The sequence below is a fragment of the Kribbella sp. genome (assembly GCF_035687465.1).
Taxonomy (GTDB): domain Bacteria; phylum Actinomycetota; class Actinomycetes; order Propionibacteriales; family Kribbellaceae; genus Kribbella.
In genome coordinates this window covers 20,899-27,329 of sequence record NZ_DASRXP010000122.1, presented here as the reverse complement: position 1 = coordinate 27,329, position 6,431 = coordinate 20,899, and the positions used below count along the sequence as shown (strand labels likewise).

Sequence of the window (6,431 nt, the reverse complement as noted above, 5' to 3'; positions counted from 1 at the left end):
CACCGGCGATCCGCATCTGGCGATGGGCGGTGGCGAGGTCGCGCTCACGGCGATGGAGGGCTCGCTGCGGGCGACGTTCCGGTTGACCGTCTGCAAGAAGGGCTCCGGCGACGCGCCCTCGGTGGCGTTCCGGTACCCGTTCGCGGAGACGCCCGACTCGTGGGTTCCGATCGGACTGTCCGACCCGGACGGCAGCCAGGGTGGTCAGGGCAACGATCTCAACATCGCCATGCGCCGGGCCGTCGTCAACGCCCTCGACTTCCTCGAGGAGGACCAGGGCATGGATCGCGCCGTGGCCTACGCCTACCTGTCCGCGGCCGCCGACTTCGAGGTTTCCCAGGTCGTCGACCGGACCACCGGCGTCCACGGCGTGATCCCGAAGGCGCATTTCTAAGGGTGCACAGTTAGTCGTGCTCGACGACTGTGAGGGTCCAGCCGGGGCCGGTTCGTTCGAGTTCGGCGTTCCAGCGGTCGGCGACCAGTTTGTGCAGCGACTTCGGCGTACCGGGGTCCTTGCCTGATTCGAGCAGGTGCCGGGCGACCAGGCCGCGGGTGTGTTTCGCGTTGTGGGACACGACCGAGCGGACGCCACCCCGTTCGCGGACGACCGACACGGCGACCCACTTCGACGCCTGCCCACCGGTCGGGCGCCAGGCCGCGGCGTAGGTGGACGAGCGGCAGTCGACGATCACGCCGTTCGCGGCGGCCGCATCGAGCGCGGCCGACAGCGGATCGCGCCAGACCGAGGCGAGCGGCCCGAGCCCCGGCAGCGTCGTGCCCATGGACAGCCGGTACGGCGGGACGCGGTCGCTCATCCGCAAGGCACCCCAGGCGGCCGACACGACGAGCAGACGTGCTCCCGCTCGTCGCTTCGAGCCGGCGGACAACGTGTTGTAGCCGAGAGCGTCGTACAGGACGCCCGAGTAGAGCTCTGATACCGGAACAGCCGGTTCTGTCCGCCACCGGGTGTTCCGCTCGACCTCATCCTTGAGCGAGACCCCCGCATTCAGTACGCCGTACGCGTCGGCTGAGGCACTCACCTTCGCCAGCGTGTCCAGCACGTTCTCCCGGGTCGAACCGAGCTCCGGAAACGACAGCGTGGACAGGTCGACCGCGCGGCCGCGGGAGCGACCGGTCTTGCCTTCGGACGGCGGCAGCAGGATCAGGGTCACGTCAGCTCGTCCAGGATCGCCAGGTCCTCGGCGGTCGGATCCCACAGTCCGGCCGCGACGTTCTGCGCGATCTGCTCGGGCTTGGTGGCGCCGGCGATCACCGAACCGACCGCGGGCTGTGCGGCCAGGCCACCGATGGCGACGTCGAGCAGGGTGAGGTCGCGCTCGGCCGCGAACGTCTCCAGCGCCTCGATCCGGTCGAAATCTGCCCGGGCCAACCGCTCCGGCTGCTTGGCCAACCGGGTCCCCTCCGGGGCGCCCTCGCCGCGCTTGTACTTGCCGGTGAGCAGGCCGGCCTCCAGCGGGAAGAACGGCAGGATGCCGATGCCGAGGTGCTCGCAGGCGGGGACGAGTTCGTCCTCGACGTCCCGGTCGAGCAGGGAGTACTTGTTCTGCGCGCTGATGAAGTGCTCGAACCCGGCGGTCCGCGCGGCCCAGTCGGCGTCGACCACCTGCCAGCCGGCGAACTGCGAGCTGCCGATGTAGCGGACCTTGCCCTCGGCAACCAGCTCGGACAGCGCCGCCAGGGTCTCCTCGATCGGCGTGATGGGATCGGGGACGTGCAGCTGGTAGAGGTCGATCCAGTCCGTGCCGAGCCGGCGCAGGCTGGAATCGATCGCCTTGCGGATGTAACGGCGGGAACCGCGCACACCCCAGTCGGGGCCGTTCGCGCCCTTCAGGTCACCGCCGAACTTGGTCGCGATCACGACCTCGTCGCGGCGTTTGCCCAGCGCCTGTCCGAGGATCTCCTCGCTCCAGCCCTGCTCGCCGCGGTAGACATCGGCGGTGTCGAACAGGGTGATACCGGCGTCGAGGGCGGCGTTCACCACTGTGTCCGCCTGGCCGGCGTCGATCCGGCCGCCGAAGTTGTTGCAGCCCAGTCCGACCACGCTGACCGTGAGTCCTGAATCGCCCAGCTGCCGGTACTCCATCTCAGTCATGTCTTCAGCCTAGAGGCCGGATCCCACCGGAATGCCGAAGGCCCATGCTGTGGCGACCTGCTACGACATAGCATGCACAACATGCCGAGTCTTTCCGTCGACGGCGCCCGTACCCGGGCCGCCGCACTCACCGTCCACTCGTACGACGTCGATCTCGACCTCACCCAGGGCGATCGAACGTTCGGTTCCACCACCACGATCGCGTTCTCCGCCCGGACCGCCTCGACGTTCGTGGACGTCAAGCCGGACGAGCTGATCTCCGTCACCCTCAACGGGACGGCGGTCGCCGTCGGCGGACTCGACGACGGACGGCTCGAGCTGACCGGGCTCGCGGCCGACAACGAGCTGGTCGTAGTCGCGTCGATGCTCTACTCCAACGACGGCGAGGGCATGCACCGCAGCGTCGACGCGGCCGACGGACTGACCTATCTCTACGCGATGTCCTTCCTGGACGCCGCGCCGCGGATCTACGCCTGCTTCGACCAGCCGGACCTGAAGGCGCCGTACCGGGTGAAGGTGACCGCGCCGCCGGAGTGGATCGTGCTCGGCAACGGAGCCGCGACCCAGGTCTCCCCCGGTCGCTGGGAGCTGGCCGAGACCAAACCGCTCTCGACGTACTTCGTGACGCTGGTGGCCGGCCCGTACCACCAGATCCTCAGCGAGCACGACGGAATCCCGCTCGGCCTGGTCTCACGGCAGTCGCTTGCGGAGGCGCTGGACCGCGAGGCCGCCGACATCTTCGAGGTGAGCGGTCAGGCGTTCGACGAGTTCCACCGGCTGTTCGGGTACCGCTACCCGTTCGGGGAGTACCACCAGGCGTTCGTGCCGGAGTTCAACGCCGGCGCGATGGAGAACCCGGGCTGCGTGACGTTCCGCGACTCGATGGTGTTCCGCTCGGTCGCGACCGACGGCGAGCGCAGTTCCAGGGCGCGGACCATCGTGCACGAGATGGCGCACCAGTGGTTCGGCGACACCGTGACCATGCAGTGGTGGAACGACCTGTGGCTGAACGAGTCGTTCGCGGAGTACATGGCGCATCGCGTCGCGAGCACCGCGACGAAGTACACGGACAACTGGATCGACTTCGCCTTCATCCGCAAGTGGTGGGGCCTGCAGGCCGACCAGCGCTCGTCCACCCACCCGGTCGCCGCGGACGCGGTCAAGGATGCGCTCGCGTCGCTGGACGACTTCGACGGGATCTCCTACGCCAAGGGCGCGGCCGTACTGAAGCAGTTGGCCGCCTATCTCGGCGACGACGTGTTCCTCGCCGGTGTCCGGGCGCACATCACCTCCAACGAGTTCGGCAACGCGACCTTCGCCGATCTGGTCGCCAAGTGGACCGAGGCCGGCGCGGTCGGGCTCGAGGCCTGGGCGCAGAACTGGCTCCGCACTGCTGGCGTCGACACGATCAGTGCCGAGCGGACCGCGACCGGCATCAAGCTCCGCCGTACTACGCCCGCCGACCATCCCGCCGATCGCCCGCACAAGTTCACTGTCGGCGGGTACGACGAGTCGGGGCGCGGGGTGTCCGTACCGGTCCTCTTGGACGCCGACGAGGTCGAGGTCGCGCTCGACCCGTCCGTGGCCGTGGTGATTCCGGACGCGGCCGACGACACCTGGGCCAAGATCCGGCTCGACGAGCTGAGCTTGTCGCGGCTGCCCCAGGTGCTGCCGAAGATCGAGGACGGGGTCACCCGGGCGGTGGTGCTGAACAGCATCCGTGACGCCACGGCCGACGGCGAGCTCGACCCGCGGCTCGGCTTCGACGTCGTGCTGGCCGCGTTGCCCGCGGAGACCAGTGACCTCGCCGTCGGCGCGATGATCACGTGGGCCCAGACCCGGCTGCTCGGGGTCTACCTGCCGTACGAGCCGTACCGGGAACGTCTGGCCGCGGTGCTGACCGAGAAGCTGGCGACGGCTCCGGCCGGAAGCAGCCTCCAGCTGATGGTGATCCGCGCGCTGACCCGCGTGACCGAGGACGCCGGGCTGCTGCGCGGCTGGCTGATCGGCGAAAGTGTTCCGGAAGGCGCCGCGGTCGACGCCGACCTGCGCTGGCTGATCACCTTGCAGCTCGCCCGGCTCGGCGCTGTCGGCGATGCCGAGATCGACGCCGAACTCACCCGGGACAACTCGTCCGAGGGCGTCGTGCACGCGACCCGCTCCCGGGCGGCGCTGCCGACGACGGAGGCGAAGGACCGGGCCTGGGCGCAGATCATGACTGATGCGGACCTCCCGAACTACGAGGTGTACGCCGCTTGCGAGGGCTTCTGGCATCCCGCTCAGGCCGAGCTGACCGCGCCGTACGTGGAGCGGTTCTTCGAAGAGATCGCGGGCACGGAGAAGCTCCGCACGGGCTGGGTGGTCGCCTACAGCATCCGGCTCGGCTTCCCGCGCTACGCGATCGACGAGCGGGTGGTCCAGATGTCCGAGGACCTGGTCGCCGACGAGTCGGTGTCGGCCGGGATCCGGCGCGCGGTGGGCGACCACGCGGACGACGTACGGCGTGCTCTCGCGGTCCGCGCGGCCTATCCGATCGAGTGAAAACATGGTCGGCTACGGGACCTCGCCGTCACGATCACCGTCGGTTGTGACTAGTGTGACTGGTGTGACGACGAGGACGGTGGTGAGCAGGCAAGATGTGATTTCGTGACGTAACCTCCACAATGACCGCCGGGCACGGCGCGCCGGTCTTGGTCAGGCAGCAGGCGCCGGGAGAGACTGTCTAGAACCGCACAGGAGAACAAAGGCAATGCGCGAGGCGAGGCTCGTTGGCCTGAGCCAGGATGGCAAGCAGCTCATCCTGGCGCTGGCAGAGACGGGTGAGGAGTTCGCCATCCCGGTCGACGACCGGTTGCGTGCGGCCCTGCGCGGCGACCGTGCCCGACTCGGCCAGCTGGAGATTCAAATGGAGAGCGCGCTGCGCCCACGAGACATCCAGGCTCGTATTCGCGCCGGCGAAAGTCCCGAGGCGGTCGCGGCCGTCGCCCAGATGCCGATGGAACGCGTGATGGCGTTCGCCGGCCCGGTACTGGCCGAGCGCGACCACGTCGCCAACCTCGCGCAGCGCGCCTCCGTCCGGCGCCGCGGCGGTGGCGACGCCCCGACCCGCAACCTCGGTGCCTGGGTGACCGAGCGCCTCCGCACCCGCCAGGTCGACCCGGCCTCGGCCGAGTGGGACGCCTGGCGCCGCGACGACGGCCGCTGGGCCGTCCGCGTCTCGTACTTCGCCGAGTCCGAGGACGAGAAGGTCGCGATGTTCGCGTACGACGCTCCCGGGCGGTACGCGGTCCCGGATGACGACGAGGCCCGCTGGCTCGTCGGCGAGCAGGCGCAGGTGATCGCGCCGCCGACCGAGCGCCGTCTCACCGCGGTCGCGGACTTCGACCTGAGCCTTGCTCCTGACCACGGCGCCGACAGCTACGAAGCGGGCTTCGAGGACACCATCAGCCTGCCGCGCGGACGGGCCCACCAGTCCGACCGCGACGCCAACCGGGACACCGGTCGCGGGTTCGGCCGCGAGCTCGAAAGAGAAACCGGCCGCGACTTCAGCCGCGGGCCTGGTCGCGATGCGGGGCACGACAGCCCGCCCGGCGTATCGCGGGAAGTTTCGCGTGAGGTAGCCCGCGAGGTTTCGCGGGATGTCGAGCGCGGTCCCCGTCGGGTGCACTCGGTGCCGAGTCCCGACGACGAGCCCACACTCATCGACGTACCAGTTGAGCAGCCGCCGGCGCTGCGGCCCGCAGTACGGGCGGTCGAGCGCTCGGCTCAACTGCCGGTCGACCAGCCGCCGATGACGCCCCCGGAAGAGCGCGCGGCCGCCCCCAAGAACCGCTTCACCGAACGGCAGAGTCCAGACAACCGCCAGACCGACGCACGCCAGGAAGCTGTGCCAGACGCAGCGCCCGCAGCCGCCGCACCGCGTCCTGCGGATCCTCGGCGAGACGATGCAGCAGCACGTGCGGCTGCGCCGCGTCCCGCGGACCCGCGGCAGTTCGCGCCGAAGCCTGCTGATCCCCGGCCGGAGCCGCTGCCTGAGTCCTCCCCCGCACCGAGTGACGCTCCTGTCGAGGCGCCGGCTGCGCAGGACGGCGCCGAGCAGCCCGCCGCGGCCGAGCCGAAGAAGAAGGCGACCAAACGAGGCTCGAAGCGCGCCAGCGTCCCCAGCTGGGACGAAATCATGTTCGGCAAGAAGGCGGACTAGAACCTGCTCCCGACACCCGCCCGCAGCTGAACCTGGACACGTGTCTCAGATTGCGGGCGGTGTTTGGCAGTTGACTCTGGGTCTGCCATGATCTTCCGCATGCGAATCTCGCTGTGT

5 protein-coding genes are annotated in these 6,431 nt (G+C 69.6%); 3 read left to right on the top strand and 2 right to left on the bottom strand.

The features are described 5' to 3' along the window. On the top strand, nucleotides 1-394 hold a 394-nt coding region (locus tag VFG33_RS06395; protein ID WP_325023404.1), incomplete at its 5' end, for an acetamidase/formamidase family protein. Between the two features lie 10 nt (nucleotides 395-404). Here VFG33_RS06395 and VFG33_RS06390 read toward each other — a convergent pair. Both VFG33_RS06390 and VFG33_RS06385 read right to left on the bottom strand, forming a co-directional pair. Beyond that, complete coding sequence (locus tag VFG33_RS06390) at nucleotides 405-1,172, bottom strand: YaaA family protein (RefSeq protein WP_325023403.1); 768 nt, start codon at nucleotides 1,170-1,172, stop codon at nucleotides 405-407. Then, nucleotides 1,169-2,113 carry an aldo/keto reductase gene (locus VFG33_RS06385; protein WP_325023401.1) on the bottom strand — a complete coding sequence of 315 codons (945 nt, stop codon included), beginning with the start codon at nucleotides 2,111-2,113 and terminating at the stop codon, nucleotides 1,169-1,171. Before VFG33_RS06385 ends, VFG33_RS06390 begins: the two co-directional genes overlap by 4 nt. 81 nt (nucleotides 2,114-2,194) lie before the next feature. Here VFG33_RS06385 and pepN point away from each other — a divergent pair, with 81 nt between their 5' ends. Together pepN and sepH are read left to right on the top strand one after the other, a co-directional pair. Then, nucleotides 2,195-4,654 (top strand): aminopeptidase N, encoded by a 2,460-nt coding sequence (gene pepN / locus VFG33_RS06380; RefSeq protein WP_325023399.1) that lies wholly within the window; start codon nucleotides 2,195-2,197, stop codon nucleotides 4,652-4,654. Nucleotides 4,655-4,862: 208 nt separating this feature from the next. Next, on the top strand, nucleotides 4,863-6,314 hold the full coding sequence (gene sepH, locus VFG33_RS06375) for a septation protein SepH (protein ID WP_325023397.1): 1,452 nt from the start codon (nucleotides 4,863-4,865) through the stop codon (nucleotides 6,312-6,314). The last annotated feature ends 117 nt before the right edge of the window (nucleotides 6,315-6,431 follow it).

What these genes read in the sequence shown, in the direction of transcription:
- VFG33_RS06385 (WP_325023401.1), bottom strand. Translation starts at nt 2,113, where the DNA reads ATGACTGAGATGGAGTACCGGCAGCTGGGCGATTCAGGACTCACGGTC.
- pepN (WP_325023399.1), top strand. Translation starts at nt 2,195, where the DNA reads ATGCCGAGTCTTTCCGTCGACGGCGCCCGTACCCGGGCCGCCGCACTC.
- sepH (WP_325023397.1), top strand. Translation starts at nt 4,863, where the DNA reads ATGCGCGAGGCGAGGCTCGTTGGCCTGAGCCAGGATGGCAAGCAGCTC.